Source organism: Nonomuraea sp. NPDC003709 (assembly GCF_040610775.1).
GTDB classification, from domain to species: Bacteria; Actinomycetota; Actinomycetes; order Streptosporangiales; family Streptosporangiaceae; genus Nonomuraea; species Nonomuraea angiospora_A.
The window spans coordinates 414,521-441,121 of sequence record NZ_JBEXMW010000005.1 but is presented as its reverse complement, the minus strand read 5'-3'; the positions used below and the strand labels follow the sequence as shown (position 1 = coordinate 441,121).

Here is a 26,601-nt window from a genome sequence, read left to right as displayed (position 1 = left end):
CCCGGCCCCCGCACGGCCCACCCCCTCGCCGTGCCCGGCCGCCGCGCCCATCGCGCGCCTCGCCCACCGGCGAAGCGCGGGGCGCCCACCCGCGGCCCGGACGGTGAACCACCGTCCGGGCCGCGCTCTCATCCCGGGCTACGGGTCCTCGGGCGCCCCCAAAGGGGGATCTCAGCCACGGTCGGAGGGACGGAGACGGCGGCGGAGGGCCGGGAGCCAGGGGGCCGCGGCGAGGGCGGCGAGCAGGATCAGCAGCGGCGTCCGCCACCACCACGAGACGGTCGCGGGCGGCGCCGACGGCGGCCGGGCCACCCACGGCCGGGCCGTCTTCGCCCAGGCCAGGAACGCGTCACCGATGGGCAGCAGCCCGAAGGCGTACCGCTTGGTCCAGGGGGTGTCCACGGGCAGCCCCGCCAGCTCCCCGTAGCCGGCCAGCGCCGAGGCCAGCGGAGCGTCGGAGTGCGCCTGCGCCGCACCGAGGGTGACCACGGTCGCCGACAGGCTCACCCCGAGCGGCAGCGGCCCGGAGTCCACGTCGGCCGGTCCGTCCACGCCCCCCGGGTACTCGCGCACGGCGGGCCCGAGCCCGAGCGGGGTGGCGACGTACAGCTCGCGGAAGCGCGCGTACTGCTCGGCGGCGAAGGCCGGATCCACGTCCACCAGGAACCGCTGGATCATGCTCTGTGAGCTGCCCCGCGCCACCTCGGCCGGCGCGCCGTCGCCGGGGTCGGCGCGGTGCGGGAGCAGCCCGGTACGCGGGTCGAGCCGCCGCCGGACCTCCCGCAGCCAGCGTTCGACGGTCCCGCCGAAACGGGGCGGGAGGATCGCGTCGTGCAGCCGCAGCGACGCCACCGCCACGGTCGAGTCCACCGGCCAGGCCTGCCCCGGGTACGCCGCCAGGTACGGCGAGGCCGACGCGTCGAACGCGGCCCCGAGCGCGGCGGAGTCCTCCGCGAACCGGCGCACCTCGGCCGGATCACGCTGCCCGGCCGGCTCCAGGCTCAGCGTCCCGCCGCGCAGCCAGTTGGACCATCCCCGGTAGAAGACGCCGTAGGGCGGGGTGAGGCCGGGGCTGAACGGGGCCCGCCCGGCGGGCGAGTCCAGCCGGCTCAGCGCCCAGCGCGCCTCGCGCAGCGCCCGCGACCGTTCGCCCGCCGGCGCGCGCATCCCGAGCTCGACCCAGCTCAGCCCGTACAGGGCGTGCAGGAAGAAGTACCCCTCGGGGAAGAGCGCCTGGGCCTCGTCGCCCGCGCCCGCGTCCAGGGCCGCGCGCAGGAACGCCAGCTGCCGCCGCACCCCGGGCGGCTCCCCCGACGTGCCCGCGGTGGCGGGCACGGTCAGCCGTACGACGCCGGCCAGCGCGCACGCGCTCACCACGACGGCGAGGACCAGCCGCGCCCACTTCCATGCCCGGCGGGCGGCTGACGGCTGGGACATCCGACGATCTTAGCCGCGTGAGGGGGAGCCCTGCGGTGGAAGGTCCGATGTGCGTGGTGTTCAGTGGGATCCGTCAGCCGACGACCGCTCGAAAGGACCCCATGCCGCTCTCCCCCGGCCCCTTCACCGGCCGTACCATCACGAGCCTCGCCCAGGACCTGCGCGAAGGCCGGACCACCGCCGTCGAGCTCGTCGAGCAGGCGCTCGAGGCCATCGCCGAGCACGACCCCGCGCTCGGCGCGTTCGTCACCGTGGACGCCGACGGGGCGCTGGCGGCGGCGCGGCGGGCGGACGCCGAGCTGGACACGGGCACCTACCGGGGTCCGCTGCACGGCGTGCCGGTGGGCGTGAAGGACCTCTTCATGGTCGCGGGGCTGCCCGCGACCATGGGTTCGCGGCATTTCGCGGGGTACGTCGCGGACTCCGACGCCGAGTCCGTGACCCGGCTGCGCCGCGCGGGCGCCGTCGTCGTGGGCAAGACGACCACCCACGAGTTCGCGTACGGCCCCACGGGCGACCGCTCGGCCAACGGCCCCTCGCGCAACCCGTGGGACCCGGAGCGCATGTCGGGCGGCTCCAGCGGCGGCAGCGCGGCGGCCGTGGCGGCGGGCCTGGTGCCGCTCGCGCTCGGCACCGACACGGGCGGATCCGTCCGTATCCCGGCGGCTCTGTGCGGGATCGCCGGGTTCAAGCCGAGCTATGGGGCGATCTCGGCCGAAGGCGTGTTCCCCCTGGCACGCAGCTTCGACCACGTCGGCGTCCTGGCCGGTGACGAGCAGGACTGCCTGCTCGCCTACCGCTGCCTGGCCTCCGCCCAGTTGCGCGAGGACCCCGGTCCCGCGCGGGTGGCCTGGCTCGATCCGTCCGAGCTGTTCGACGGAGATCCGCGCGTGGTGGACGCGGTACGCGCGACCGCGGAGTCCCGCCTGGCCCGCTCGGGGCTGGAGGAGGTGCGGCTGCGGGCGGGGCTGGGCGAGGAGTTCCGCGAGACGTACACGGTGATCCAGAGCTGCGAGGCGGTGGCCGTGCACGCGGCCCGGATCGCGCAGGCGCCCGAGCTGTTCGACCCCGAGCTGCTCGAACGCCTCCGCACGGCCGCCGAGATACCCGGCTGGCAGTACGTCGCGGCCGTGGCCGCGCGCTCCCGGCTCGCCGAGGCCGCGGCGACGCTGTTCGAACGGCACGACGTGCTGGCGCTGCCCACCGTGCCGATCACCGCCCCGCTGCTCCTGGAGCGCGAGATGGAGGTGGACGGCCGGACCGTCGCCGTGCGGCCCGCGCTGCTGTCCATGACGAGCCTGTGGAACGTGCTGGGCCTGCCCGCGCTGACCGTGCCCGCTGGCACGGTGGACGGGCTGCCGGTGGGGCTGCAGCTCGTGTGCCGCCCCGGGCGCGAGCTTCGGCTCTTCGAGGCGGCCGGAATGGCGTGAAAGCGACCTCAAGGCGGGGGCGCGGCGTGGCAGCGCCCCCGAGGAGAGCACGCTAGATCGTCGTGCGCCCGCCCGCGTCGGAGGAGCCCGGGATGGCGGCGGCCAACTCGGGGATGCGCGCCCGGTAGCCGTCGAGCAGCTTGCGGGCCGTCGCGACCGAGTCGACCAGCGGGTGCAGCGCGAACGCCTCGACCGCCAGCCGGGCCGAGCCGGACCTGGCGGCCTCGATGGCGGCCTGCTCCACGGCCTTCACCTGCTGCACGAGACCAAGGAAGCGGCCCGGCAAGGGGCGGGTGGCCAGCGGCCGGACGCCGGCCCCGTCCACCGCGCACGGGATCTCGACGACCGCGTCCGCGGGCAGGCCGGGCACCGCGGCGCCGTTGCGCACGTTGAGGATCATGGAGGTGGGCTCGCCGCGGGCGATGGCGGCCATGAGGGCCAGGGCGATGCCCTCGTACCCACCGGCCTCCAGGTCGGCGGCGTCGCGCGCGCCCGCGGCGGTGGGTTCGCGGGCCTCGGCCATGTACGACTCGTCGCGCAGCCTGCGCGCCCTGACCCACTCCGCCAGCGCCTCCTCGGGACGCGCCCGCACGGCGGCGTAGAAGTCGTCCTGCTGCCGGACCAGCGACTCCCCGCGGGTCTGCCCGGAGATCGCGGCCACGGACTCCCGGGTGAAGTAGTAGTAGTACAGGTACTCGTTGGGCAGCGCGCCCAGCGTGCGCACCCAGTCGCCGCCGAAGATGCGCGCCTCCTCGACCTGCCGCAGCGCCGCGTCGTCGGCCAGCAGGTCGGGCAGCACGTCGCGCCCCTGATAGGTGAGGCCACGCAGCCAGCCGAGGTGGTTGAGGCCCACGTAGTCGGGCGACACGCGCGCCGGGTCGAGCCCGAGCGCGACGGCGGCCCGGCGGATCAGGCCGATCGGGGAGTCGCAGATGCCGATCACGCGGTCGCCGAGCACGTGCCGCATGGCCTCAGTGATCATGCCGGCGGGGTTGGTGAAGTTGATGACCCACGCCTGGGGCGCGAGCGCGGCCACCCGCTCGGCGACGTGGAGCGCGACCGGGATGGTGCGCAGGCCGTAGGAGATGCCGCCGGGACCGGTCGTCTCCTGGCCGAGCAGGCCCAGGTCGAGCGCGACCCGCTCGTCGGCGGTGCGCCCGGCCAGGCCGCCGACCCGGATGGCGGAGAAGACGAACGAGCTGTCGCGCAGCGCGGTGTCCAGATCGGTGGTGATCAGGACCTCCGGCGGGTCGTCGTGCCCGGCGGCGAGCTGGCCGAGCACGTGCCGGATGGCCTCCAGCCGGTCCTGCGACACGTCGTACAGGACCACTTGCTCCACACGCGGCTTCGCGGTCTCGCGCAGCAGCGCGCCGTACACGAGCGGGACCCGGAAGCCGCCGCCCCCGAGAACGGCCAGTCTCATCGATACCCTTTCACGTGAGCAGGATCTCGGCGCCTGCGGCGGCGCAATTGCGCAGCGTCGCCTCGTCGGCGCCCTGGTTGGTGACGATCACGTCGATGTCGTCCGGCCCGCACACCCGCAACGCGCCGGTGCCCGGGAACTTGTGCCGGTCGACGAGCAGCACCACCTGGCCCGCCGCCGCGATCATGGCGCGCTTCAGCGGCACCTCGGCGAGCGTGGTGTCCACGAGCTGCCCGTCCGGCCGCAGGCCGCTGGCGCCCAGGAAGACGCGGTCGGCGACCACCTGGCTCAGGGCCGCCTCGGTCAGCACCCCGACCAGCGAGTGGTACGGCCGCCGCAGCGCGCCGCCGAGCAGCAGCAGCTCGACCTCCGGGTCGGAGCGCAGCACGTCGAGCACGGCGAGGCTGGAGGTGACCACGGTGACGCGGCGCCCGCGCAGCCGCCGGGCCAGCCGCATCGTCGTCGTGCCGATGTCGAGCAGGACCACGTCGCCGTCGCGGACCAGCTCGGCGGCGCGGACCGCGACCGCCTCCTTGTCCTGCTCGTCCACCTCGGCCACCTCGGCGAACGGCCGGTCGGCGTCGGCGTCCACGTTGACCTCGCCGTCGAGGATCAGGGCTCCACCTCGCACGCGCCGCAGCGTGCCGTCGCGGTCGAGCACCTCGAGGTCCCTGCGGATGGTGGACGGGCTCACGCCGAGCTGGCTGGCGAGATCGCTGACGCTGGTGGCGCCTGAGAGTCGGACCCGGCGCATGATCTCGGCATGCCTGAGGCGCTGAAGCACGGCGCGAGTGTATCAGTCAAAATCGCGCAGGAGTATGCAGCTTCAGCCAAAAACTCCCAGAAGAAGACTTGAAGTGCGTGAGCAAACATGCAAGATTGCGCAGAGCTGGATACGTGTCGGGGAGGACTCATTCCCGTGTCTAATCAGGTGTACGACCCTCTCGCCGCCGAGCGCACCCCGGACGGGCCGCAGTTCGATGTCTTCCTGGCGGGCACGGTCTTTCTGGACATCATCTTCACCGGTCTGCCCGCGATGCCCGCGGCCGGAACCGAGATCTGGGCCGAGGGCATGGGATCGTGCCCCGGCGGCATCGCCAACCTCGCCATCGCGACCAGCCGGCTGGGCCTGCGCACCTCGCTGGCCGCCGCGTTCGGCGACGACGACTACGGCGACTTCTGCTGGCGCACGCTCGAGGAGCAGGAGTCGGTGGACCTGTCCAGGTCGCGGCGGTTCGAGCACTGGCACTCGCCGGTGACGGTCTCCATGGCGGTCGACCGCGACCGCAGCATGGTGACGCACGGCCACCCCTCGCCCATGCCGGCCTCGGAGATGATCGGCAACCCGCCGCGGTCCAAGGCGGTGATCGTGTCGCTGTCCACCGACGATCCGCTCGACTCGCCGGACAGCCCGTGCAACTGGGCCGAGCTGGCGCGCCGCGACGGCGCGCTCATCTTCGCCGACGTGGGCTGGGACCCGTCGGGTTCCTGGTCGGCCTCCTTGCTGGACCAGCTCGCGCTCTGCCACGCGTTCATGCCCAACGCGGTCGAGGCGATGGCCTACACCGGCGCCGACACCCCGCGCGACGCGCTCTACGCGATCGCCGACAAGGTCCCCGTGGCCGTGGTGACCGACGGGGCCAACGGCGCCATGGCCATCGACTCCACCAACGGCGAGGAGGCGTTCGTGCCCGCGCCGCGGGTGACGGCGCTCGACCCGACCGGCGCGGGCGACGTCTTCGGCGCGGGGTTCGTGCTCGGCACGCTGTCGCGCTGGCCGCTGGCCGACCGCCTGGCCTTCGCGCAGCTGTGCGCGGCGCTGGCGGTGCAGCAGTTCGGCGGCTCGCTCGCGGCGCCCGGCTGGGGCGACATCGCCGACTGGTGGCACGAGGTCCGCGACTCGGCCGACCACAGCGGCGCCTACGGCAACTCGCTGGCCCGCCGCTACGCCTTCCTCGACAGGCTGGTGCCCGCCGTGCCGGTGGGCGCCGTGCGCCGCGCGGCCGCGACCATCGCCCGGTACGCCGACGTCGGCCCCAAGGTTCCCACCACGCGGCCGAACCCACCCGAGGACGAGGGCCCCGACACGCCTCGCGTGCCCGCGCAAAAGGAGTAACACCATGAACCCCCCGCTCCGAGCGCTCGCCGTGCTCGCCGCCAGCGCCCTTGCCATCACGGCGTGCGCCCCCGGATCCTCCGCCCCGCCCGCGGCCACCTCCGCGCAGCCCTCCGCCTCCGCGGTGCGCACCGACGCCGCCGCGCTCGGCAACGTCACCCTGACGATCTGGGACCAGGAGGTACGCGGCGGGCAGGCCGCCCAGATGAAGCAGCTCAACGACGCCTTCCAGGCGAAGTACCCGAACATCAAGATCAACCGGGTGAGCCGCTCCTTCGACGACCTCAACACGACCCTGCGCCTGGCCCTGAGCGGCAACGAGCCGCCCGACATCGTGGAGGCCAACAACGGCCGCTCGTCGATGGGCGCGTTCGTCAAGGCCGGGCAGCTGCGCCCGCTGGACGCCTACGCCGAGGCGTACGGGTGGAAGAAGCGCTACCCGCAGTCGGTGCTGCGCTATTCGAGCTACAGCGCCGACGGCAAGACCTTCGGCGAGGGCAACCTGTACGGCCTGCCGCAGGTCGGCGAGGTCGTCGGCATCTTCGTCAACAAGGCCAAGCTGACCAAGCTCGGCCTGCAACCCCCCGCGACGTGGGCCGACTTCGACGCCGCGCTGGCCAAGGCCAAGGCCGCCGGCGAGGTGCCGATGCAGCTGGGCAACCTCGACAAGTGGCCGGCCATCCACGTGTTCGGCACGGTGCAGAGCCGCAGCGTGCCCGCCGACCAGATCAGCACGCTGGCCTTCGGCCGCAAGGGCGCCTCGTGGAACACGCCGGAGAACACCAAGGCCGCCGAGGAGCTCGTCGGCTGGGTGGACAAGGGCTACTTCAACAAGGGCTTCAACGGCCAGGGCTACGACCCGGCGTGGCAGGCGTTCGGCAAGGGTGCGGGCGTCTTCCTGATCGGGGGCACCTGGCTGCTGGCCGACCTGCAGAAGGCGCTGGGCAAGGACCTGGGCTTCATGCTGCCGCCGGGCGCCACGGCCGACGCGCCGACCGTCGCGACCGGCGGGACCGGGCTGCCGTTCGCGATCACGGCCAAGAGCCCCAACCCCGACGCCGCGGCGGCGTACATCGACTTCATCACCAACGCCGACGCGATGAAGGTGCTCACCACCACCGGCAACCTGCCGGTCGCCGACACCGCGCAGCAGAGCGTCCCGGCGGGTCCGCAGCAGGACGTCTTCACCGCGTTCGGCACGGCCACGGCGAAGGACGGGCTGGTGCCGTACCTCGACTACGCCACACCGACGTTCGCCGACACGCTGGGCGCGGCGCTGCAGGACCTGCTGGCCAAGAAGCAGACCCCGCAGGAGTTCCTGGCCACGTTGGAGAAGGACTACAAGACCTTCGTCGAGAGCAACGGCTGAGCATGGCAGTAAGAAGCGCGGGGCCTCCGGGAGAGCCTCGCCGCGTCGCCTACCTCTACCTGCTGCCGGCCTTCGCCGTCTACGCGGTGTTCCTGCTCTATCCGATCGGGCGCGCGGTGCAGCTGTCGCTGTACGACTGGGACGGGCTGTCGCTCGGCCGCTGGGTCGGCCTGGACAACTACCTCGCGATCGTCTCCGACGAGGGGCTGCGGGCGGCCTTCGGCCACGCGCTGGTGCTGGTCGTGTTCTACGCGGCCGCGCCGCTGGCCATCGGGCTGGGGCTGGCCGCGATCCTCAACCACGCCAAGGTGCGCGGCCTCGGCTTCTTCCGCACGGTCGTGTTCCTGCCGCAGGTGGTGGCCATGGTCGTGGTGGCCGTGGCCTGGCGGCGGGTCTACGCGCCCGACGGCACGCTCAACACCCTGCTCGGCGCGCTCGGGCTCGACTCGCTGACGCGGGGCTGGCTGGGCGACTACACGTTCGCGCTGCCCGCGGTCGGGGTGGTGGGCACGTGGTTCGAGACCGGGCTGGTGACCGTGCTGCTGCTGGCCGGGATGAGCCGCATCCCCGGCGAGCTGTACGAGGCGGCGCGGCTGGACGGGGCGGGCGCGGTCAGGGAGTTCTTCGCGGTCACGCTGCCGTCGGTGCGCGGGGAGATCGCCGTCGCGCTGACGCTGACCGTGATCGCCGCGCTGCGCACGTTCGACCTGGTGTACGTCACGACGCGCGGCGGGCCGGGCGACTCGACGTCGGTGCCGTCGTACGAGGTCTACCACCGGGCCTTCGGGCTCAGCCAGATCGGCTCGGCCGCGGCCATCGGCGTCACGCTCACCGTGGTCATCTTCGTGATCTCGTTCGGGATCAACCGGTTCGCCGACAGGAGGGTGTCGTGATCTCGCGGGGCGAGCGGGTGGGCAACTACGTGATCCTGTCGGCGTTCGCCGCCTTCGCGCTCTTCCCCATCGTGACGATCCTGGCCGCCGCGCTCGGCCCCGCCGACAGCGGGGGGACCTCCGGGCTGGGCAACTTCGCGGCGGCGTGGGAGATCGGGCGGTTCGGCACGTACCTGCGCACCAGCCTGGCGGTGTCGTCGTTCGTCGTGGTCGTGAGCGTGGTGCTGTCGATCCTGAGCGGGTACGCGTTCGGCACCATGCGCTTCCGCGGCCAGTCGGTGCTGTTCTACCTGTTCATGCTCGGGATCATGATGCCGAGCGAGGCCATCGCGGTGCCGCTCTACTTCGACCTGCGCTCGCTCGGCCTGATCGACACGTTCTGGTCGGTGGCGCTGCCGCAGGTGGCGCTGTCGGTGGCGTTCGGCACGTTCTGGATGCGGGCCTACTTCCGGGCCTCCAACCGGGCCATCGTCGAGGCCGCCCGCATCGACGGCGCCTCGACGTGGCGCATCCTGTGGCAGGTGCTGGTGCCGCCGGCCCGGCCCGCCGTCGTCACGCTGACCGTGCTGGTCTTCATGTGGACGTGGAACGAGTTCCTCATCCCGCTGATCATGGTCACCAGCGAGTCGCTGCGGACCGCGCCGCTGGGGCTGGCCTTCTTCCAGGGCCAGTACACCTCCGGCTTCACCCTGCTGGCCGCCGGCTCCGTCATCGTCGCGACCCCGGTCGTGATCTTCTACTTGTTCCTCCAGCGTCACTTCGTCCGCGGCCTGCTCCAAGGGGCGGTCCGCGAGTAACTGTTCCGGAGGTTCCATGCGTAAACGCCTGTCATTGGTGCTGGCCGCCACGGTCGCGCTCGCCCTCTCACCCGCCGTTCCCTCCGAAGCCTCCACAGCCTCCACAGCCTCCGCCGCATCCACCGCCGGCGCTCCCGTGGACCTCGACGCGCTGTTCGTCGGGGCCCACCCCGACGACGAGGCGTTCAGCCTGTCCACGCTCGGCCAGTGGAACGAGGACCACCGCGTACGCACCGGCGTCGTCACCGTCAGCCGCGGCGAGGGCGGCGGCAACGCCGTCGGACCCGAGGAGGGCCCGGCGCTCGGGCTGCTGCGCGAGTCCGAGGAGCGGGCGGCGGTCGGCAAGGCGGGCGTGCGCGAGGTCTTCAACCTCGACGACGTCGACTTCTACTACACGGTGAGCGCCCCGCTGACCGACCAGATCTGGGGCGCGGACACCCTGGAGAAGGTCGTGCGGGTGGTCCGCCAGACCAGGCCCGAGGTCATCCTGACCATGGACCCGGCGCCCTCCCCCGGCAACCACGGCAACCACCAGCAGGCGGCGCGGCTGGCCGTGCAGGCGTTCTACGCGGCGGCCGACCCCAAGGTGTTCCCCGAGCAGATCACCCGCGAGGGGCTGCGCCCGTTCGCGCCGGCCCGGCTGCTGCTCGGCGGCGGGCGCGGCACCTCGCAGACCGGCCCGTCCTGCGCCTCGACCTTCCGCCCGAACAACCCCGCGCAGAACGTGTACGGCGTGTGGAGCGGACGCCCCTCCCCGGCCCAGGGCAAGACGTGGGCCGCGATCGAGCGCGACGCCCAGCGCGCGTACGCCTCCCAGGGCTGGGCCGTCTTCCCCGACGTGCCGTCGGACCCGAACCAGCTCGGCTGCGACTTCTTCACGCAGGTGGACTCGCGGGTGCCGTTCCCCGAGCCGGGCAGCGCGGCGGCGGCGGCGCCCACGGCGATCCTCGACGGCGCGCTGACCAGGGCGAGCGGGGCGGTTCCGCTGGGTACCCTGTTCGAGCTGCGCGCCGGCACGTTCGACGTGCGGCCCGGCACGCCGTTCACCGTCAAGGTCAGCGCGACCGCGCCGGCCCGCGAGCCGCTGGGCCGCTCGTCGGTGACGCTGGGCGTGCCCGCGGGCTGGCAGGTCAGCGGCTCGGGCGACCTGGGCAGGCTCTCCGCCGGGCGCACCGGGACGGCGACGTTCACCGTAACCCCCGCCGCGGGCACCGGGCGGGCGCGCGTGTCGGCCGCGCTGACCACCGAGCGGGGCCGCGGCTACACCGACCGGCAGGTCGAGATCAGCCCGCCCGTACGGGCCGGGCAGCAGCTCCTCCCCCAGGTCGCCCAGTACGAGAAGTGGACCTCCGAGGTCGGCGTGCCGCAGCTGCGCGGCATCGTCACCCCCGTGCTCACCCTGCCCTCCGGCGGCTCCCGGCAGGTCGGCGTCGTGGTGACCAACGTCAGCGACGCCGCCAGGTCGGGGACCGTGCGCGTGGACCTGCCCGCCGGGTTCACCGCGGACCGCGTGGAGGCTCCCTACAGCGGCCTGGCCGCCGGGGCCTCGACGACGGTGCCGTTCACCGTCACGAACTCCGACCCCTCGTTGAAGACGTCCAACCAGGGCGGCGACTACGCGTACACCATCAGCGTGGACGGCGCGGTCGCGAGCAAGCCGGCGCTCGAACTGGTCCCGGCGGCCTCCGTGCCGCAGGCGTCGCCCACCGTGGACGGCGTGGCGGGCGACGGCGAGTATCCCGGGCCCGCCCTCGACATCTCGCGGCTGTGGGAGGGCACGGCCTGCTCGTCCGCGGCCGACTGCTCCGGCACCGCCAAGCTCGCGTGGCACGACGACACCCTCTACCTGCTGGTCCAGGTGCAGGACGACGTGCTCGGCACCCGGCTGGCCGCCGCCGACTGCAAGCGGCACTGGCGTACCGACTCGGTGGAGGTCACGCTCGACCCGCGTGGCACGTCCGAGAACACCTCGACCACCTTCAAGACCGCGGTGCTGCCCGTGACGGCCGAGGGACCGCCGTGCTTCCTGCGCGACGCCGACAACCGCCAGGGCCCGGGCGAGCAGACCGCTCCCGGCATGCGGGTGGCCTCGAAGGTCGCCTCGGGCGGATACACCGTGGAGATGTCGATCCCCCTGGAGCTCCTGCCCGGCTCCGTCGACCCTGCCGATCTCGGGGCCCACCTCGGGCTGAACATCCTCGTGTACGACTCCGACACCCAGGACAAGACCGGCCAGACCCGGATCGGCTGGTCGACGTGGGGCGGCGTGCAGGGCGACCCGTACCGGTGGGGCGTGGCCACGCTGACCGGCTACCGGCCGCCCGCGAACCGTCCGGTGCCCGACCCGGTGATCCCCGACACGGCCCTGTCCAGCCTGGACTCGCCGCAGTCGCTGGAGCAGGCGGTCCGGGTGCACGTCCCGCTCGCGGGTGGCCCGGCGGCCAAGGAGTCGGAGAGCGGCCAGGCCGTCTCCGCCGCCGGCCAGAAGGAGGTGAAGGTGACGCTGCGGGCGGAGGCGCCCGGTAAGGCCCACCTGTTCGTCCGCGACGACCAGGGGACGGCGGGCAGCCGCGTCGTCACGGTGTCCCGCAAGGGCGTCACGACCGTCACCGTGCCTCTGACCCGCGCCCTGGCCGCCCACCCGGCGGTGGTGGCGGGCTGGGAGGCGCCCGGCGGCGGCACGGCGGCCTCGCAGGTGAAGGTGCGCTGAAGCCGGGCTGCCCGCCCTCCTCCCCGGAGGGCGGGCAGCCCTGTCGGACGCATCCCGTAGTCTGCCGGGATGCCGGAATCCCTCACACTCACGAACCTGCTCGACGACGCGGCCATCCTCTCCCTCGAGCACCAGATCCACCTCGAAGAGGTCCTCGGCGAGCACAGCTGGAGCGTCGACCTGCGGGAGCAGCGCTTCCAGTTCACCGGGAGCCGCACGATCACCTGCACCCGCTTCCACCTGCTCGGCAGCGCCGCCCCAGGGCCGGAGTCGTGGCTGTGGGCCTGGGCCAACCCGTCCGGCTTCCCGGAGCCGGTGACCGCCCTGTCGGGGACGCTGCGGGACTTCGGGCAGCGGTTCGGCATCGCGGAGCTGGCCTCCGCGGAGGTCCCGTTCGCCGCGCTGCCCACCTCCCCCGCCGAGCCGCACTTCGCCGCCGCGATCCTCACCGAGGCCGCCAAGGCGGTGACCGGCCACTGGACGTCCTACAGCGGCGACGCGGGCGGCGGCACCCGGGCCGCGTTCCTCGTCGAGCACCCGGACTTCCAGCTGCCGCCGCCCGAGCCGGTCCGCGTCATGCGCGTCCTGCAGCAGGCGCTCTCCCTGCCGCTGCTGACGGACCACCGGCGCGCGATGCACGCTTACGCCGCCCGCCGCGGGCTCGGAGCGTCCTACAGCGACGCGGGCGGCGACCGGCTCATGCTCACGGGCCCCGGTTTCGAGGCGGCCGTCGACTTCGACGGGCACGGCCGCGTCGGCAACATCAGCGCGACCCTGTCGGCCCCCCGCGGCGCCTGAGCAGCGCCACCCCTGATCGCTCGCGGCGGGTGCCGTTTCGATAGATTCATCCCTCGGTGACCGACCGAAGGAGCCTCGTGACCATTCCCGAACTGACCGACGTCCACGCGGCGTGGCTGCCGCCCGAGGCGTTCCGGGCGATCGGTTCCCGCCGTACCCTCGTGCGGGCCGACGGGCCGCTCGCCGAGACCGTGCAGGCGGAGGTCACGCGGGCCCGCGCCCGGTACGGCGACGGCGCCGAGGGCCCGTACGACCTGGTGCTGGGCCTGGACGCGGCCGAGGGCGCGGACGGATACGCGATCGCGCGGCGGGACGGCGTCACGACCGTGACCGGCGGCGATGAGGCCGGGCTGCTGTACGGGTTCTTCCACGTCGTACGGCTCGGCGAGGCCGCGTTCGGGGCCGACAAGGAGACGGAGCACCACCGGCCCGCGATGCGCCGGCGCATGCTCGACCACTGGGACAACATCGACGTGCACCCGGTGATGGGCCAGGTCGAGCGCGGCTACGCGGGCGGCTCGATCTTCTGGGACAAGGGCGCGCCGCGCGCGGACCTGACGCGGGTGCGCGCCTACGGGCGGCTGCTGGCCGCCTCCGGCGTCAACGCGGTCGCGATCAACAACGTGAACGTGCACGCCACCGAGGCCCACCTGCTGACCGACCGGCTCGGCGAGGTGGCCGCGATCGCGGCCGAGCTGCGCCCGTACGGGATCCGCGTGCACCTGTCGGTCAACTTCGCCTCCCCGATCGCGCTCGGCGGCCTGCCCACCGCCGACCCGCTCGACGAGGGGGTGCGGGCGTGGTGGGCGCGGACCACCGAGCAGGTGTACGCGACCATCCCCGATTTCGGCGGATACGTGGTGAAGGCCGACTCGGAGGGCCAGCCGGGCCCGTTCGCGTACGGGCGCACCCACGCCGACGGCGCCAACATGCTCGCCGAGGCCCTGGCCCCCTTCGGCGGGGTCGTGCACTGGCGGGCCTTCGTCTACAACCACCGCCAGGACTGGCGCGACCGCTCGACCGACCGTGCCCGCGCCGCCTACGACCACTTCGCCCCGCTCGACGGCCGGTTCCTGGACAACGCGATCCTGCAGGTCAAGCACGGCCCCATGGACTTCCAGACGCGCGAGCCGGTCTCCCCGGTGATCCTGGAGATGCAGGGGACCCGCCTGGCGGTGGAGCTGCAGGTGACGCAGGAGTACACCGGCCAGCAGCGGCACGTCTGCTACCTGGCCCCCATGTGGAGCGAGATCCTCGCGTTCGAGAACGTCGCCGAGGCGGGCGACCTGGTCGCGGTCTCCAATGCGGGCGACGACCGCTACTGGACCGGCCACCCGCTCGCGCAGGCCAACCTGTACGCGTTCGGCCGCCTCGCCTGGGACCCGGGCCTCGACCCGGCCGCCGTCCTCGACGAGTGGATCGACCTCACCTTCGCGTGGCCCGGCGAGTCGCTGCGGCGCACCCTGCACGCCATGATGGACGGGTCGTGGCGCACGTACGAGCGCTACACCGCGCCGCTCGGCGTCGGCTTCATGGTGCGCCCCGGCCACCACTACGGCCCGGACGTGGACGGCTACGAGTACACGCCGTGGGGCACGTACCACTTCGCCGACCGCGACGGCGTGGGCGTGGACCGCACGCGCGCCACCGGCACCGGCTTCACCGGCCAGTACCCACAGCCGTGGTCGGACGTCTACGAGTCGCCGGAGCGCTGCCCCGACGAGCTGCTGCTGTTCTTCCACCACATCCCGTACGGGCACGTGCTGCACAGCGGCTCGACGGTCATCCAGCACATCTACGACACGCACTTCGCGGGGGCGGAGGAGGCGGCCGAGACGCGGCTGCACTGGGAGAAGCTGGCCGACACCGGCGCGGTCGACCCGGACCTGTACGCCCGGGTCAAGGAGCGGCTCGACGAGCAGGTCCGCTGCGCCGAGGAGTGGCGCGACCAGATCAACGCCTATTTCTTCCGCAAGTCAGGCGTCCCCGACGCGCGCGGCAGGCGCATCCCCTAGGGAGCGCCCCGCGAACGACCGCGCGACGGCGATCACAGCCGCCACCAGCACGGGCAGGGCGACGATCGCGGGCCACGGCACGTCCGCCACGACGTCGGGCGTGACGGGCCCGCCCTGCCAGGCGCGCACGAGCCGGGGCATCAGGACATGGCAGAGCCCCAGCCCCAGCAAGGCGCCCGCAGCGGCGTGCCACAGGGCCGCCCAACGGCCCGCGGCGGCGGCGTGGAGCAGGAGGCCGGACGCGGCCATCAGCCCCAGCGCGATCGCTCCGCCCAGTAGAACGGGCGATGGGACCGCCGAATCCGGCGAGCCGATCACCGTGACGTCCCACCCGGATCCGGCCACCGCCGCGCGGGCCGCGTTCCCGTCGCCGTCCACGGCGAGCCACCAGTCGGTCGCGGGCAACGGCGGCCGTGCCGCGGCCAGGTTCCAGGCCTGCAAGGTCTGCCAGTCCATGAGGACGGCGGCGGAGTCGAGAGCGACGCCGGGCATGCGCTCGACGACACCGGCGAGCTCGACCTGGAGCGGTCGCCGTCCGAGCGAGATGGAGCCGGTCCGGCCCGTGGCGAGCTTCGCCGAGGCGGCCAGCTCGGGGGTGAGCACGATCGGCACCGGCCGGGCGGGGGCGGCGTTCAGCGGTACGGGCCGCACGACGGAGGCACCGTCCTTCACCTTCAGCGAGAAGATGCCGCTTCCTGTCCCTTCCGACCATCGCTGACCCGCGGGCAGGGCCAGTTCCCCGCCGTCGGCGCGCAGCGCGGTCACGGTGATCACGTGCGCGGAGTCGTCGGTGGCGTCGCCCAGGAAACCCCGGACGGCAAGCGGGTAGGCGATCTTCCCATCCGGGCCGGCCAGGCCGGCGAGGTCCACGTCCACCTTCGCGGAGCCTTCGCGCAGCGGTGCGACCGGCAGGTCATGCCAGACCCCGAGGGCGTCGGAGACCACCACGCGCAGCCGCGCAGAGCCGTCGGACCGCTCGACCTCGACGGTGAGCGTGCGCGGCTGACCGGGCAGCGGGAGGGCGCCGAGCTGGGGACGGCCGGCGACCATCGCGGCCGCCAGCTGCGCAACCGTCCGGTCCGACAGATCGGGCCGCAGCCGGAACACCTCGCCGAGGCGGTTCGCGTCGACGCCGAGGAGGGTGCTGTAGCGCAGGTCGACATCGACGCGATCGCGGTGTCCGGGCACCGCGGCGGTGACACCGGGCAGCGCGGTGAAGGCGGTGCCACGGCCGAGGACGCCCGGCTCGCCTCCCGACGGCGGGCCGGTCAGCCGCACGTCGGCACCGGCCTGGTGACGGGCCTGGTCCGCCTGCGAGGAGCGCCAGGTCGTGGCGCCACCGATCGCGAGAACGGCGACCGCGGCGGCGATCCCCGCGGAGAGCGCCCGTATCCCCGGCCTCGGTGCCTCGGCGACCAGGCACGCCACCGCGACCAGCGCCATCAGGATCGCCACCGGGAGTGTTCCCGACAGGTCCGGCAGCCGTATTCCCGCGGCCCGCCACCACGGCGTGGCCTCCGCCAGGGACAGCAGCAGGCGGGCCACGAAGGGGGCCAGGAACGCGCAGCCCATGACCACCGCCGCCGTGCCCAGGGCCCGGCCGGTCCGCCTGGGCCCGGGCGTGAGGAGCAGCGCCAGGGCCAGGAGCGCCGCCAGACCCAGGACGGTCCAGCGGGCCGCCTGCGCGGCGGCCTCGATCCGGGCCAGTGTGCCGGGGAGAGCACTGGCGGGCGTGCAGTCGGGGCAGCCGTTCGCCTTGAGCCGTTCCCGCAGGTCCGGCAGCCGGGCGGCCGCCGTACGCAGCCGCTCGACCGGCATGCCGCGCAGGTCGGGCACGACGGTCCAGGTGGCGTCGACCGTTTCGGCGAAGCGGTCGAGGAAGGTGGCCTGATCCACCATGAGCGGGCCGTAGGTGGTGTATCCCTCCCTCTCGACGCCACGGCCGAGCATCAGGTCGCCGGCCCAGCGCGGCCCGTAGGGGTCGTCGGGCACGAACACCCCGGTGATCTTGACCTTTACCGGCTCGGCGTCGATACGGCCGATCGTGGTGAACACCTGTCCGGCCGTGAAGCCGGTGAACGAGGCGGCGGCCTGGGAGATCGCCGCCTCGACCGGCTCGGTGCGCGACCGGGGCCAGGAGCCGCTGACCAGTCTCGCGTGCTGCTGGAATCCGTCCAGACTGCCGAACCTGAGCCGCTCCGGCCGCCGGTACCTCAGCTTCTCCTGGCCCGGCATCGTGTAGCCGTCCGAGCGGAGCAAGGTGGTCACCTCGGTGCGCGCACCGCCGAAGGCCAGGGCCGTCTGTTCCCGTACGGCCCGGTCGAACCCGGCGAAGTTCCCGGCGTTGATCACGCCGGCGACCGTGACGCCGACGGCCTGAGGCGGAGCCGTCTCCACGGCATGCCGCACTTCCGCATCGCCCAGAGCCGCGGCACACATGCCGAGCCCGGCGAACACAGTGGCGACCAGCAGGCTCACCACGCCCAGCCTCAGCACTGACGGCATGCCCCGCCACCTTCCGCAGCTCTCATCTCCCGGTGATCACCGGGAGATCATGCTGAGGATAGTGGCTCGATCCGCGCCCGCGACTCCTCAGGCGGTGAAGCGCTCGCGGACCTCGGCGATCACCGGGCGGCTGTTCCACAGCAGGGCCGCGGCGAACGCGGAGGCCAGCAGGGCGGGCGCCAGCTCGGTGGCGACCATCGTGATGCCGCCCGCCACGATCAGCAGCGACGCGTTGCCGAGGGCGGCCTTCGGGTGGCGCATGAGGAAGTACGACGCCAGCCGCGCCACGTCCACCGCCCGGAACGCGAACAGCGACGTGATCACCAGCGCGTTGGCGGCCCACAGCAGCGCCGCCAGCGCGACGAGCACGAGCAGCACCGCCCACCACCCCGGGACGCCGGCGACGGCGAAGTTCGCCAGGTTCGTCCCGACGACGGCCAGCGCGACGAGCCACGGCACCCAGATCTTCAGCACGCCGCGCACGTTGGCCTGGTAACCGCGCCAGAACGCCGCCGCCGGATGCAGGTCCGTCATGTCCCGGCTGCGATGGCGCAGCGCGTAGAGGGCGGCGGACAGCGCGGGGCCGAGCGGCAGCGCGCAGGCCGCCACCAGCGGCACGTTGGCGGCGTCGCCGCCGAGCAGCGTCAGCGCGATCAGGCCAGGCGCGGTCGCGACGAGGAACAGGCCCTCGACCACCAGCAGGCTGTAGATCAGCGTGGCGGCGCGCGAGAGCGGGCCCTCGCCGAACCACCGCCCTGCCGACACCTCGCTCATGGGCTCTCCTCTTCCAGGCCGAGCAGCCGCCTGTCGTCCCACCACGGCGGCGTCCGGTCCACCACCGGTGTGAGCTCGACCAGCGTAACCTCGTGGCGGTCGAGCCGGAGATCCAGGTCCACGCGACCGTCCGCGACGGGCAGGCTCCGGTGGGAGCGCACGGGCTCGGCCGCCTCCCGCAGCGCGTCGAGCTCCCTGGGCCGGGGCGAGCGCGGGCGGCCCAGCTCGCGCCACGCCGCCCACGCGTTGCCCTTCTCCTCGCTCACCGACGAGCGCAGCTCGAACGCCGAGGCGGCGTCCCCGATGGGGATCGACAGCCGCACGGCGTGCCCGTCCACTGGAGGCGCGCCGGTCACGTCCGCCGGGGCCCAGGCCAGCACGGTGACCCGGCCGTCGCCGTCCCGGGTGACCAGGTGGTCCTCCCCGCGCGCCAGGACCTGGTCACCCATCCGGGCCATGAACGCGTACAGGTGGTAGGTGGGCTTCTTGATCTGCCGGTGGGTCAGCAGGCCGAAGCCGCCGTGGAAGAGCGAGGTCGGGATCCCCTGCTCCTCGAACATGTCGCTGAAGGTCCAGTAGGAGAAGGAGTCGACCAGGTCTCCCCCGGCCGCCAGCACCGGGGCGAGGTAGGCGGCGTGGAAGGCCGTGTCGTGGACGGGGTTGTCGGGCCGGTAGGAGGAGTTGAACTCCGTGATGTGCACCGGCAGCCCCTCCAGCGGGCCGCCCGCGAGCTGCCGCCGCGGCGTGGCGAACTGCTCCAGCAGCTTCGACGCCGGCGCGAGCGTCTGGTGCACGCCGAACGGCACGTGCTGGGCCGGGCCGGAGGTGTACGCGTGCCGGCTGACGAAGTCGATGGGCAGCGAATGCTCGGCCACGAAGTCGGCGAAGCGCACGAGGAACTCGTCGGAGCCGGGCGAGATGGCCGGGCCGCCGACCTGGAGCGAGGCGTCCACCTCCTTGACCGCGTGCGCGCTCACCTCATAGAGGCGGTGGTAGGCGTCCTGGTCGGCGTCCTGCCAGAAGTCCTTGAGGTTGGGCTCGTTCCACACCTCGATGGGCCAGGTGCGCACCTCGTCGAGCCCGTACCGGTCGACGAGGTGCGCCACCGTGGCCCGCACCAGCTCCGCCCACTCCCGCCAGGAGCGGGGCGGGGTGACGTTGCCCTGCCACCAGAAGACGGTCTGGTCGCCGGAGGCCAGCCCGGAGGGCATGAACCCCAGCTCCACGAAAGGGCGGATGCCGAGTTCGAGGTAGGCGTCGATCACCTGGTCCACGTACGTGAACGAGTGGCGCACGTGCCGCGCGCCCGCGTACTCGTACGGCTGGTGGACGCCCACCCCGTCGCTCAGCAGCCCGTGCCCCCGGATGTGCCGGAAGCCGATCTCCCGCTGGATCAGCGCCAGCGAGTCCTGGTAGTCGCGGCGCAGCGCCAGCTCGAAGCGGCCGGTGCCGACACAGAACCGCCAGGCGTCGGACAGCCGCCCCGAGGCCTCCGAGGGCACCCGCATCAGCCGTGGTCCTTCTTGAAGCGCTCGTAGGCGGAGTTGACGAGGTTCAGGTAGGAGGTCATGTTCTTGGCCTCCAGCTCCTTGACGTAGGCGTCCCACTCGCTCAGGTCACGCTCGCCGAGGACGAACTTGAGCGTCTGCTGGGTGACGTAGTCCTTCAGCGGCGTCTCCCACAGCGTGGCCTGCTCGCGCTCCTCGTCGTTGAACGGGTGCGGCGGCTCGACCGGCCAGTCCTTCCTGGCGTTCATCACGTCCTGGAAGGCCACCTCCTCCTCGGAGAAGGTGGAGTTCAGCAGCTTGGTGGTGCCGCCGTAGGCGAACACGCCGTTGGAGAAGCCGAAGTCCTTCTGCAGGTGCTTGGGCGCGCCGGGGTTGAGGCCGACGAAGTCGATGTCCTTGGCGATCTTGTAGTCGCCCGAGGCGTCCTTGGTGTACGTCGTGCCCTCGACGCCCCACTTGGCGAACTCCTCGCCCTGGTCGGAGTACCAGAGCCAGTCGACGAACTGCATCATGGCGACGAAGTTCTTGTTCTCCAGCGCCTTCTTGGAGATCATGATGCCGTTCTCGAGCCGGGTGTCGATCTTGTACTCGCCGACCGGGCCTACGGGCACCGGGATCTTGGCGACCTTGGCGCCGGGGACGAGCTTGCTCAGCGTCGGGCGGTAGTCGTTGACGATCGACTGCGCGTTCGCGCTGATCACGAACGACTTGCCGGAGTTGAACTTCTGCTTGGCCTGCTCGTCCTGCTGGGTGAAGCTCTCCGGGTCGAGCAGCTTCTCCTTCACCAGCTTGTTCAGGTACTCCAGCATCTGCTTGTACTGCGGCATCGCGCCGGTGTAGACGAACTTGCCGGCCGTGGCGTCGAAGGTCGCGTGCTGGTACTGCCAGCCGCCCTTGGCGCCGTAGGCCTGGGCGACGAGCTTGAACAGGTTGCCGCCGGGCGTGGGGACGCCGAACCGGTCGGTCATCGGGTAGAGGTCCGGGTATTCCTTCTTCAGCGCCTTGAGCAGGGTGTAGAGATCATCCCAGGTCTTCGGGACCTCCAGCTTGTGCTTCTCGAGGATGTCGGTCCGCACCGCCAGGGAGTAGTCGATCCAGATCTCCTCGTGGAGGCCCGGCAGCAGGTAGATGCGGCCGTCGGCCTGGCGCAGCGTGTCCAGCTCCGGCTCCATCTTCCACTTGGCGACCTTGTCCTTGAAGTTGGGCATCAGGTCGAAGTAGTCGCTGACCGGCAGGATGGCGCCGGAGGAGACGAACGCCTCCTCGGCCGGGTGGTAGGTCTTCGGGATGATGAGCGGGGCCTGGCCGGAGCCCACCAGCAGGCCGCGCTTCTTCTCGTAGTCGCTGAGCGGCACCTCCACCGGCTTGATCGTCACGTTGGTCCGCTTGGTCAGCTCCTGCCAGAACAGCCAGTCGCTCTTGTCCGGGTAGAACGGGTGGTTGTTGTAGAGCGCGTCGAACGAGACCGGCTCGGTGGCCTTGAACTGCTGGCCGACTCCGTAGTTGGCCATCGCGCCCGCCTTGTTCGCGGACACGTCGGCGGCCTTCTTCGGAGCCTCGTCCTCGCCGCAGCCGGCGACGGCAAGAGTGAGCGCACCCAGCCCGAGGAGTGCCTGACGGCGGGAGATGTGCTGCATGGGGGGATCCTTTCGGGAGGACAGTGGTTAACCCTTGACCGCGCCGAGCATGACGCCCGAGACGAAGTACCTCTGCACGAAGGGGTAGACCGCCAGGATGGGGACGACGGTGAGCATGATCGTCACCGACTGGATGTTGGCCGCCGCCGCCGACGCCTCGCTGAGCGACGCGCCCGCGGACTCGGCGCCGGTGGCGCCCGCGATGAGATTGCGCAGGTAGATGGTCACGGGGAACAACTCGGTCTTGTTCAGGTAGAGGAACGCCGTGAACCACGAGTTCCAGAACGAGACCGCGTAGAACAGCACCATCGTGGCGATGACCGCCTTCGACAGCGGCAGCACCACCCGCCACAGGACGCCGTAGGTGTTCAGGCCGTCGATCGCGGCGGCCTCCTCCAGCTCCTGCGGCAGGCCCTCGAAGAACGCCTTCATGACCAGGAGGTTGAAGACGCTGATGGCGTTGGGCAGGACGATGGCCCAGATGGAGTTGGTCAGCCCGAGGCCGTTGACCAGCACGTAGTTGGGGATCAGGCCGCCGGAGAAGATCATGGTGAAGACGGCGACCCAGATCAGGAACGTGCGGCCCCTGAGGTGCTTCTTGGACAGCACGTACGCGTAGCACGTCGTCAGCAGCATGGCGATCGCCGTGGCCACGACGGTGTAGACAATCGTGTTGCCGTAGTTCGTCCAGAATGTCGGGTCCGACACCACGAGCTTGTAGGTCGTGATGTTGAACCCGCGCGGGATGAGGTTGACCTGCCCGCCGACGATGTAGCGCTCCTCGCTGAACGAGCGGGCGAGGATGTTGAGGAAGGGGTAGAGCGTCACGATCACGACGCCGCTCAGGATGACGGCGTTGACCACCTGGAAGGCGCGGTAGCCACGGGTCTTCTCGAGGGTCACCACAGGCTCGTCCCTACTGTGCGGCGGGAGATCAGGTTCGCCGAGAGGATCAGCACCACGCCGACCAGGGCCTCGAACAGGCCGATCGCGGCGGCGTAGCTCAGGTTGCTGGACTCCACGCCCATCCGGTACAGGTACGTGGAGATCACGTCCGCCGTCGGGTAGGTCAGCGGGTTGTACAGCAGCAGGACCTTCTCGAAGCCCACGGCCATGAACGTGCCGATGTTGAGGATCAGCAGCGTGATCGCCGTCGGCCGGATGCCCGGCAGGGTGACGTGCCAGATCTGCCGCCACCGTCCGGCGCCGTCCATCCGGGCCGCCTCGTAGAGCTGCTCGTCGATGGTGGTCAGCGCGGCCAGGTAGAGGATGGTGCCCCAGCCGACGGTCTGCCAGACCTCCGACGAGACGAAGATCGTGCGGAACCACTCGGGTTTCTGCAGGAACGCGGTGGGCTCCCCGCCGAACACCTTGACGATCTGGTTCACCGGCCCGTCGATGGCCAGCATCTGCATGACGATGCCGGCCACGATGACCATCGACAGGAAGTGCGGCAGGTACGACACCGACTGCAGGAACCGCTTCACGCGCCGGTTGCGCACCTCGTTGAGCAGGAGCGCCAGCACGATCGGCAGCGGGAAGCAGAACAGCAGGGTCAGCGCGCCGAGGATGAGCGTGTTGGCGAACACGGTCCAGAACGACGGGTCGTTCAGGAACATCTTCACGTAGCGCAGGCCCACCCAGGTCTCGCCGAAGATGCTCCCGCCGGGCTCGAACTTGCGGAAGGCGATCACGTTGCCGAGCATCGGGAGGTACCGGAAGATCGCGAAGAACAGCAGCGGCAGGATCGCCAGCGAGTACAGCTGCCAGTCGCGGCGGATCGCGTGCCGCCAGGTGCCGGGTTTGGCCCGTCTGCGCCGGCTGGGCGCCGGTCCCGCCGCCCGTGCGTCTCGCGGCGGATTGTCCAACGACGTTGTGCTCATCCCGCTCCTTCCCGTGTTACACGAGCCGTGACCAGCAGGTTCCTGTCGTGCCCGAGCTCGCGCTCGGCGCCGGTCAGCCGCAGCGGCACGGCCGCCACCGTGCCCGCCGCCGTGCCCGCCACCGTGCCCGCCGCCGGGTCCGTCGCGGCGTCCCCGCTGGAGCGCGCGAAGCGCAGCTCGACGTCGCCGGGCTCGACGATGCGCCGGCCGCGCACGCCGGTGAACGACGCGGCGTCGGCCGGGACGGTGAACTCCACGCGGGCGGCCTGCCCGGCCTCCAGCGGAACGCGGGCGTAGCCGACCAGCCGCACCACCGGCCTGGTGGTCTGCGCGACCGGGTCGTGCAGGTAGAGCTGGACGACCTCGGCGCCGGCCCGCGATCCGGTGTTGCGGACGTTCACCCCGACGGTGACCTCGCCGTCCACCGGCCACTCGGCCGCGCCCGTGTCGAGGAGCTCCCACTCGAACGTGGTGTAGCTCAGCCCGTGCCCGAACGAGTACGCGGGCGTCGGGTCCACCGACGACACCTGCGTACGGCGCCCGAGCCACGGCGACAGGTAGGTGGCGGGCAGGCCGCCGGCGTCGCGCGGCACGCTGACCGGCAGGCGGCCGGTCGGGTTGACGGCGCCGGTGAGCACCTCCGCCAGCGCCTGGCCGCCCCGCTGGCCGGGGAAGAAGCCGTAGACGACGGCCGCGGCCGCGTCGAACTCGGGGCCCAGCGCGTACGGCCGCCCGGCCAGCAGCACCAGGACCACCGGGGTGCCGGTCGCCAGCACCGCCCGGACCAGCTCGGACTGCACGCCCGGCAGGCGCAGGTCGGCGGCGTCACAGCCCTCGCCGGAGGTGCCGCGCCCGAACAGCCCCGCCCGGTCTCCGACGGCCAGCACGCACACGTCGCTGTCCGCCGCCGCGGCGACGGCCACCGCGATCCCGGAGGTGTCGTCGCCGGTGATCTCGCAGCCCGGCTCGTACGCGAGATCGGGGACCAGCGCGCCGAGCGCCTCGCGCAGCGACGGGAGGTCGAGCCCGAGCCCGTGCTCGGGGTGCGGGCCCACGTGCGCGGGGAAGGCGTAGCAGCCGAGCATCGCCATCGGGTCGTCGGCCACCGGCCCCACGAGCGCCACCCGCCGGCCCGGCGCGAGCGGCAGGACGCCGCCGGTGTTGCGCACCAGCACGATCGACTCGCGCGCCAGGCGCAGGGCGAGCTCCTGGCTCTCCTCGTCGTCGAGCCGCACGTCGGCGGCGTCGCCGGGCAGCGGCCGCCAGTCCTCGTCGAGCAGCCCCAGCTCGGCCTTCTGCGCCAGCACCCGGGCCAGCGCGCGGTCGATGAGCGCCTCGTCCACCTGTCCCGACTTCACGGCCTCGATCAGCGGGGGGCCGAAGGTGTCCACCGTGGGCAGCTCGACGTCGATCCCGGCCCGCAGCGCGAGCCCGGCCGCGTCCGCGGCCTCCGCCGCGACGCCGTGCAGCTTGTGCAGGAACCGGATGGAGAAGTAGTCGGCGACCACCGTGCCCGCGAACCCCCACTCCTCGCGCAGCAGCCCGGTCAGCAGCTCCTCGTCGGCCGCGACGGGAACGCCGTCGATCTCGGCGTAGGAGTTCATCACCGACCGGGCGCCGCCCAGGCGCAGGGCCATCTCGAACGGCGGCAGGATCACGTCCGCCAGTTCCCTGCCTCCCATGTGGGCGGGGGCGAGGTTGCGGCCGCCCCGGGAGGCGGAGTAGCCGGCGAAGTGCTTCAGGGTGGCGACGAGGCCCGCGCCCTCGAGCCCGCGCACGTAGGCCGCGCCGACCGTCCCGACCAGGTAGGGGTCCTCGCCGATCGTCTCCTCGGTGCGGCCCCAGCGGTAGTCGCGGGTGACGTCGAGGACCGGGGCCAGGCCCTGGTGGACGCCGGCGGCCCGCATGGACCGGCCGATCCGCCCGGCCACCTCCTCGATCAGCTCGGGGTCGAAGGAGGCGCCCCAGCTCAGCGGCGCCGGGTACACCGTCGCCCGCCAGGCGGCGAAGCCGGTCAGGCACTCCTCGTGGACCTGGGCCGGGATCCCGAACCTGCCGGCGGCCACGATCTGGGCCTGCGAGGCGGCCAGCGAGCGCGCACCGGCGACGGGATCGACCGGCGCCGTGCCGAACGGGCGGGTCAGCTGGCCCAGCCCGTGGGCGATGACGTCGCTCCACTCCACGCCCGCCATGTCGGCCTGGTGCGGGGCGACGCCTCCCCCTGACGCGTCGGCGCCGACCCAGACGCCCACGAGCTGGGCGACCTTCTCCTCCAGCGTCATGAGCGGGATGAGCACCTCGGCCCGCTCGGCGGCAGTCAGCCGCGTGTCCCGCCACTTGTCGATTGGTACCTGGCCCCTCATGCCACCCTTTCGGCTCTTAGCCGGCCTGCTGCCGAAACTTTCGAGGAATTCCCGTTAATATTGCGGCAACTTATGGGTCCAGGTTTCGGCGTGTCAAGAGGGTGCAAACTGTTATATTCGTGCTGATCACCGCAGGGTCAGGCCGGCATTCGACGCCCGCATTTCCAGAAAGTTTCCGGATGCTCAGATGACAAGTTGCCGTTCAGCCACGCTCAGGTCAGGGACTCCGTCAGAGTGCGGGCCGCCCGGGTGACCAACTTGCCGTACTCCCCGCGCAGTTCCTCCGGCATGCGACTGGCGGGGGTGGAGATGCTGAGGCTGGCGACCGGGCCGTCCGGGCCCAGCACGGCGGCGGCGACGGCCGCGATGTCGGAGCGCCACTCACCGCGGTTGTCCGCGTAACCCCGCGCCCGGACCGCAGCCAGCTCGGCGTCCAGCGCCTCAGGGTCGACGATCGTCGTGTCCGTGTACGACGCGAGCTCCGGCAGCGGGGCGGACCTGTGCGCGAGCACGGCCTTGCCGTTGGCCGAGGCGTGCAGCGGGAGCCTGATGCCGAGCGGCAGCACGATGCGCAGCGGCTTGTCGGTCTCCAGCCGCTCGATCAGGACGACCGCGTCGCCCTCCGGCACCATCAGGTGGATCGTCTCCCCGGTGCGCTGCCGCAACTGCTCCATGACCGGCATCGCCGCGTCCCGCAGGCCCAGCTCCGTCCTGCGGCCGACCTGGAACGCCTTGCTCGTCACCTGCCAGCGCGTGATCTCGCCCGCGGCGGGCCTGATCCACCCGGCCTCGTGCAGCGTCCTCAGCGAGCGCTGCACCGTGCTCTTGGGCAGCCCGAGCACCCGGGCCAGCTCCCCGACTCCGGCGGGCTGGCGGGCGGCGACCTCTTCGAGCACCCGGAGGGCGTTGATCACGTTCTGCATCCATTGACTCCTCTGCGGAC

The 26,601-nt window shown here is 72.4% G+C and carries 19 protein-coding genes; 8 read left to right on the top strand and 11 right to left on the bottom strand.

Annotated elements, in window-relative coordinates:
• Nucleotides 1-171: 171 nt before the first annotated feature.
• Nucleotides 172-1,437 carry a hypothetical protein gene (locus ABZX61_RS18300; protein WP_355195839.1) on the bottom strand — a complete coding sequence of 422 codons (1,266 nt, stop codon included), beginning with the start codon at nt 1,435-1,437 and terminating at the stop codon, nt 172-174.
• A 101-nt stretch (nt 1,438-1,538) separates the two neighbouring features.
• Here ABZX61_RS18300 and ABZX61_RS18295 point away from each other — a divergent pair, with 101 nt between their 5' ends.
• Nucleotides 1,539-2,867: an amidase gene (locus ABZX61_RS18295; protein WP_355195837.1), complete on the top strand. Its 1,329-nt coding sequence runs from the start codon at nt 1,539-1,541 to the stop codon at nt 2,865-2,867.
• Between the two features lie 52 nt (nt 2,868-2,919).
• On the opposite strand, the gene ABZX61_RS18290 is transcribed toward ABZX61_RS18295, so the two are convergent.
• Both ABZX61_RS18290 and ABZX61_RS18285 read right to left on the bottom strand, forming a co-directional pair.
• Entirely contained in the window at nt 2,920-4,290 is a 1,371-nt protein-coding gene (locus ABZX61_RS18290) for a 6-phospho-beta-glucosidase (protein ID WP_355195835.1), read from the bottom strand.
• A 10-nt stretch (nt 4,291-4,300) separates the two neighbouring features.
• A complete protein-coding gene (locus ABZX61_RS18285) occupies nt 4,301-5,074 on the bottom strand; it encodes a DeoR/GlpR family DNA-binding transcription regulator (RefSeq protein WP_355195833.1) in 774 nt (257 codons plus the stop codon).
• Nucleotides 5,075-5,209: 135 nt separating this feature from the next.
• Between ABZX61_RS18285 and ABZX61_RS18280 the strand changes: the two genes are divergently transcribed.
• From ABZX61_RS18280 to ABZX61_RS18250, 7 genes are all read left to right on the top strand, one after another.
• The gene (locus tag ABZX61_RS18280; protein WP_355195831.1) at nt 5,210-6,406 is read left to right on the top strand and encodes a carbohydrate kinase family protein; all 1,197 of its coding nucleotides are present in this window, start codon (nt 5,210-5,212) and stop codon (nt 6,404-6,406) included.
• A 4-nt stretch (nt 6,407-6,410) separates the two neighbouring features.
• On the top strand, nt 6,411-7,775 hold the full coding sequence (locus ABZX61_RS18275; RefSeq protein WP_355195829.1) for an extracellular solute-binding protein: 1,365 nt from the start codon (nt 6,411-6,413) through the stop codon (nt 7,773-7,775).
• Between the two features lie 2 nt (nt 7,776-7,777).
• On the top strand, nt 7,778-8,668 hold the full coding sequence (locus ABZX61_RS18270; RefSeq protein WP_350727800.1) for a sugar ABC transporter permease: 891 nt from the start codon (nt 7,778-7,780) through the stop codon (nt 8,666-8,668).
• Nucleotides 8,665-9,465 carry a carbohydrate ABC transporter permease gene (locus ABZX61_RS18265; RefSeq protein WP_350727799.1) on the top strand — a complete coding sequence of 267 codons (801 nt, stop codon included), beginning with the start codon at nt 8,665-8,667 and terminating at the stop codon, nt 9,463-9,465. The genes ABZX61_RS18270 and ABZX61_RS18265 overlap by 4 nt, the downstream gene beginning before the upstream one ends.
• A 16-nt stretch (nt 9,466-9,481) precedes the next feature.
• Nucleotides 9,482-12,175, top strand: a complete 2,694-nt coding sequence (locus tag ABZX61_RS18260) for a sugar-binding protein (protein ID WP_355195827.1) — start codon at nt 9,482-9,484, stop codon at nt 12,173-12,175.
• Between the two features lie 69 nt (nt 12,176-12,244).
• The gene (locus tag ABZX61_RS18255; protein ID WP_355195825.1) at nt 12,245-12,973 is read left to right on the top strand and encodes a DUF6882 domain-containing protein; all 729 of its coding nucleotides are present in this window, start codon (nt 12,245-12,247) and stop codon (nt 12,971-12,973) included.
• A 77-nt stretch (nt 12,974-13,050) separates the two neighbouring features.
• Complete coding sequence (locus tag ABZX61_RS18250; protein WP_355195823.1) at nt 13,051-14,988, top strand: alpha-glucuronidase; 1,938 nt, start codon at nt 13,051-13,053, stop codon at nt 14,986-14,988.
• Here the strand turns inward: ABZX61_RS18250 and ABZX61_RS18245 are convergent.
• The 8 genes from ABZX61_RS18245 to ABZX61_RS18210 all read right to left on the bottom strand — a co-directional run bounded on the left by ABZX61_RS18245 (nt 14,950) and on the right by ABZX61_RS18210 (nt 26,581).
• Entirely contained in the window at nt 14,950-17,493 is a 2,544-nt protein-coding gene (locus ABZX61_RS18245; RefSeq protein ID WP_355195821.1) for a hypothetical protein, read from the bottom strand. The genes ABZX61_RS18250 and ABZX61_RS18245 overlap by 39 nt on opposite strands.
• Before the next feature lie 87 nt (nt 17,494-17,580).
• Nucleotides 17,581-18,267 carry a hypothetical protein gene (locus ABZX61_RS18240; RefSeq protein WP_355195819.1) on the bottom strand — a complete coding sequence of 229 codons (687 nt, stop codon included), beginning with the start codon at nt 18,265-18,267 and terminating at the stop codon, nt 17,581-17,583.
• Nucleotides 18,264-19,775, bottom strand: coding sequence for a hypothetical protein (locus tag ABZX61_RS18235; RefSeq protein ID WP_355195817.1), 1,512 nt, complete (start codon nt 19,773-19,775; stop codon nt 18,264-18,266). Before ABZX61_RS18235 ends, ABZX61_RS18240 begins: the two co-directional genes overlap by 4 nt.
• Nucleotides 19,775-21,412: an extracellular solute-binding protein gene (locus tag ABZX61_RS18230; protein ID WP_355195815.1), complete on the bottom strand. Its 1,638-nt coding sequence runs from the start codon at nt 21,410-21,412 to the stop codon at nt 19,775-19,777. Before ABZX61_RS18230 ends, ABZX61_RS18235 begins: the two co-directional genes overlap by 1 nt.
• A 27-nt stretch (nt 21,413-21,439) precedes the next feature.
• Nucleotides 21,440-22,315 (bottom strand): carbohydrate ABC transporter permease, encoded by an 876-nt coding sequence (locus tag ABZX61_RS18225; protein WP_355195813.1) that lies wholly within the window; start codon nt 22,313-22,315, stop codon nt 21,440-21,442.
• On the bottom strand, nt 22,312-23,295 hold the full coding sequence (locus ABZX61_RS18220; protein ID WP_350727790.1) for an ABC transporter permease subunit: 984 nt from the start codon (nt 23,293-23,295) through the stop codon (nt 22,312-22,314). The genes ABZX61_RS18225 and ABZX61_RS18220 overlap by 4 nt, the downstream gene beginning before the upstream one ends.
• Nucleotides 23,292-25,658 (bottom strand): glycoside hydrolase family 3 N-terminal domain-containing protein, encoded by a 2,367-nt coding sequence (locus ABZX61_RS18215; protein ID WP_355195811.1) that lies wholly within the window; start codon nt 25,656-25,658, stop codon nt 23,292-23,294. The genes ABZX61_RS18220 and ABZX61_RS18215 overlap by 4 nt, the downstream gene beginning before the upstream one ends.
• Before the next feature lie 212 nt (nt 25,659-25,870).
• A complete protein-coding gene (locus tag ABZX61_RS18210; RefSeq protein ID WP_355195809.1) occupies nt 25,871-26,581 on the bottom strand; it encodes an IclR family transcriptional regulator in 711 nt (236 codons plus the stop codon).
• Nucleotides 26,582-26,601: the final 20 nt, after the last annotated feature.